The organism is Mycobacterium sp. (assembly GCF_032162105.1).
Classification (GTDB): domain Bacteria; phylum Actinomycetota; class Actinomycetes; order Mycobacteriales; family Mycobacteriaceae; genus Mycobacterium.
The window spans coordinates 1-3,344 of record NZ_JAVRPS010000288.1 but is presented as its reverse complement, the minus strand read 5'-3'; the positions used below and the strand labels follow the sequence as shown (position 1 = coordinate 3,344).

At 61.3% G+C, this 3,344-nt stretch carries 4 protein-coding genes; 2 read left to right on the top strand and 2 right to left on the bottom strand.

The features are described from left to right. Positions 1-650, bottom strand: a 650-nt coding sequence (locus QOC69_RS14845; protein ID WP_526440765.1) for an acyl-CoA dehydrogenase family protein, incomplete at its 3' end; no start/stop codon positions are given. A gap of 70 nt (positions 651-720) precedes the next feature. After that, positions 721-2,019: an amidohydrolase family protein gene (locus tag QOC69_RS14840; RefSeq protein WP_526440763.1), complete on the bottom strand. Its 1,299-nt coding sequence runs from the start codon at positions 2,017-2,019 to the stop codon at positions 721-723. A 329-nt stretch (positions 2,020-2,348) separates the two neighbouring features. On the opposite strand from QOC69_RS14840, the gene QOC69_RS14835 reads away from it, so the two are divergent. Continuing rightward, positions 2,349-2,900, top strand: a complete 552-nt coding sequence (locus tag QOC69_RS14835; protein WP_526440761.1) for a carboxymuconolactone decarboxylase family protein — start codon at positions 2,349-2,351, stop codon at positions 2,898-2,900. A 5-nt stretch (positions 2,901-2,905) separates the two neighbouring features. Next, positions 2,906-3,344, top strand: a 439-nt coding sequence (locus QOC69_RS14830; protein WP_526440759.1) for an aromatic ring-hydroxylating oxygenase subunit alpha, incomplete at its 3' end; no start/stop codon positions are given.

Sequence of the window (3,344 nt, the reverse complement as noted above, 5' to 3'; positions counted from 1 at the left end):
AAGACCTCGTTCGAGCTGACCGCGTTGCGGCCCATCTTGCGGATCGGCCGCACGTCCACCCGGCTGCGGTCGATGTCGGTGAGGAACAAGGTCATGCCGTCGGTCTTCTTGGTGACCTCGGCGTAGGTCTGCGTCCGAGTGAGCAGCAGGATCTTCTGTGACTCCAGCGCCTTGGAAATCCACACCTTTCGGCCATTGACCACGTAGTGGTCCCCGTCGCGTTTGGCGAACGTCGTGATACGTGAAGTGTCCAGGCCCGCACCGGGTTCGGTGACGCCGAAGCACACGTGCAGCTCGCCGGCAGCGACCAGCGGCAGCGTCCGGGCCTTTAGCTCGTCGGAGCCGTGTTTGACGACCGGCTGCATACCGAAGATCGACAGGTGGATCGCGCTGGCGGCGTTCATCGCCCCGCCCGCCCTGGACACCTCTTCGGCCAGCAGCGTGGCTTCGGTGATGCCGAGGCCGTGACCGCCGTACTCCTCGGGAATGGTCATGCCGAGCCAGCCGCCGCTGGCGATCGCGTTGTAGAACTCGGTCGGAAATTCGTGCGCCTGGTCTTTTTCCATCCAGTAGTGGTCGTCGAACTTCGACGCCAACTCGGCGACCGACTTGCGGATTAGCTCTTGGTCATCGGTCAGCTCGAAGTTCATCCCACCGCCGGCCACTGCGAAGTCTCCTTTGATCAGTTCAGCCACCGGCGCCGATATGTCCGGTGGCGCGTCAGTCCGTGTTGCCGGTCAGATTCTTCGCGCTGGCCGCAAATTCCGCGAACGACGCGCCCGACCTGGAGTCCTTGTGTTTACTGAGTGCGCGGATCGAAACATCGTGTCCCTCAGCGGCTTTGCGCAGTGAGCCAACGGTGGCCTGCGCTTCAGTGATGTGGCTGAACGGGTCGAAGGAATACCAGCGCATCGCGTTCTGGTATGCCATCTTCTTGATCTCGTCGTCCGGCACACTGTTCTCGGACAGCACTTCCCACAATTCTTCGGGCGCACCCGGCCACATCGAGTCGCTGTGCGGGTAGTCGGCCTCCCAGCAGATGTTGTCGATGCCGATCATGTTGCGGAGCTTGACGCCGACCTTGTCGCTGATGAAGCAGGTCAGGAAGTGCTCGCGGAAAACCTCGCTGGGCAGCTTGCCCTTGAAGTCCTGGTGCGTCCAAGTCGAGTGCATCTCGTAGGTTCGGTCGGCCCGTTCGAGGAAGTAGGGAATCCACCCGGTGCCGCCCTCGGACAGCGCGACCTTCAGGTCCGGGTATTCCTTGATCGGCTTTGACCACAACAGGTCCGCAGCGGCTTGCACGATGTTCATCGGCTGCAGCGTGATCATCACGTCCATCGGCGCATCGGGAGCCGTAATGGCCAGCCGGCCCGAGGAACCGATGTGGATGTTCATCACGGTGTTGGTGTCGCACAACGCATCCCACAGCGGCTTCCAGTAGTCGTCGTGGAAGCTGGGGTAACCCATCGCAGCCGGGTTCTCGGTGAAGGTCAGCGCGTGGACACCCTTTTTGGAAACCCGACGTACCTCTTTGGCGCACTCTTCGGCATCCCAGATCACCGGAATCGCCATCGGGATGAAGCGGGCCGGGTAAGCACCACACCATTCGTCGATGTGCCAGTCGTTGTAGGCCTGCACCAACGCCACCGAGAAGTCGTGATCCTCGGTGGCGAACAGGCGACCGGCGAAGCCGGGAAACGATGGGAAGCAGATCGACGCCAGGATGCCCCCGGCGTTCATGTCTTTGATCCGCTCGTCGACGTTGTAACAACCCGGGCGGATCTCGTCGAGGCCCTGCGGCTCGATTCCGTATTCCTCTTTGGGTCGACCGGCCACCGCGTTCAGCGCGACGTTGGGGATGATCGTGTCGCGGAACTGCCAGGTGTCCGAGCCGTCGTCGTTGTGCACCAGGCGCGGCGCATCGTCGATGTATTTCTTCGGCAAGTGGTCCTTGAACATGTCCGGTGGCTCGACGGTGTGGTCGTCGACGCTGATCAAAATCATGTCGTCTTTGTTCACTGCCCGGTCCTCTCAGTCGGGGGCGTTCGGGGCCCACCTGGTCATTGGCTCGCGGTTATCCCGTGATTGTTGCGAACCCGTGGTCGGCCCGTCGACGAATCGCTTTCGCCGCTGACATCTCCCGTATATGAAAACTAGCTTCTCGATTCCCGAGAATCAACATCTTGAGGCTACCCCTGCCACCGTAGGGCTCGGCTTGGGGCCGTTGACCCGGCCGCGCCGGCAGGCAATGTCACCGCAGGTGGAACCCGGATATTGACCAATCCCGGAGTTCATGGAAACCTATTGATCAAATATGAGAATATGATTCTCTTACCCGAGGAGCCCGAATGCGTCTGTCCCCGTTGCCGGCGGACCAGTGGGACGACGCTGCCCGGCACGCGGTATCAGGCATGCTCCCTGAGGAGCGGCGGAACCCGCACGATGCCGGCAACGTGCTGTCCACCTTGGTGCGTCATCCGAAACTGGCCCGCGCCTATCTCCGATTCAGCAGCTATCTGCTGTACGGGTCGACGCTGCCGCCGCGGATCCGAGAGCAGATCATCCTGCGCGTTGCCCATCGCCGCGGCTGCGCCTATGAGTGGGCGCATCACGTGGAGATCGGCAAGGAAGCGGGACTCTCCGACACCGACATCGAAGCCGCGCAGACGGGCCAGTCGAAGGACGCGTTCGACAGCGCCTTGATGAACGCAGTCGACGAACTCGACGAGAAGACCAACATCTCGGATCAGACCTGGATGGCCCTCGGCGAACGACTCGATGAACAACAGCGGATGGACCTGGTCTTCACCACCGGCAACTACATCGCACTGGCAATGGCACTGAACACTTTTGGCGTCGAGGTCGAAGACGACCATGACGGCGGAACACAAGAGAGGTAACGACGTTGGCACACTTCCCCAAGCCCGACGCTGGTAGTTGGACGGAGAACTATCCAGAACTGGGTACTGCGCCGGTGGACTACACCGATTCGATCGATCCGGCATTCTTCGAAGCCGAGCGCGACGCGGTCTTCAAGCGCACCTGGCTGAACGTCGGCCGAGTGGAACGCCTTCCGCGTACCGGCAGTTACTTCACCAAGGAGCTGCCGTCGGCCGGCAAAGGCATGTCCGTCATCATCGTCAAAACCAAGGACGGCTCGGTCAAGGCGTACCACAACGTGTGCCGCCACCGGGGAAACAAGCTGGTGTGGAACGACTTTCCGAATGAGGAAACCTCGGGCACCTGCCGGCAGTTCACCTGCAAGTACCACGCCTGGCGCTACGACCTCGACGGCAAGCTGACCTTCATCCAGCAGGAAGAAGAGTTCTTCGATGTCGACAAGA

Coding starts and splice junctions, on each gene's coding strand:
- QOC69_RS14835 (WP_526440761.1), top strand. CDS start 2,349: ATGCGTCTGTCCCCGTTGCCGGCGGACCAGTGGGACGACGCTGCCCGG.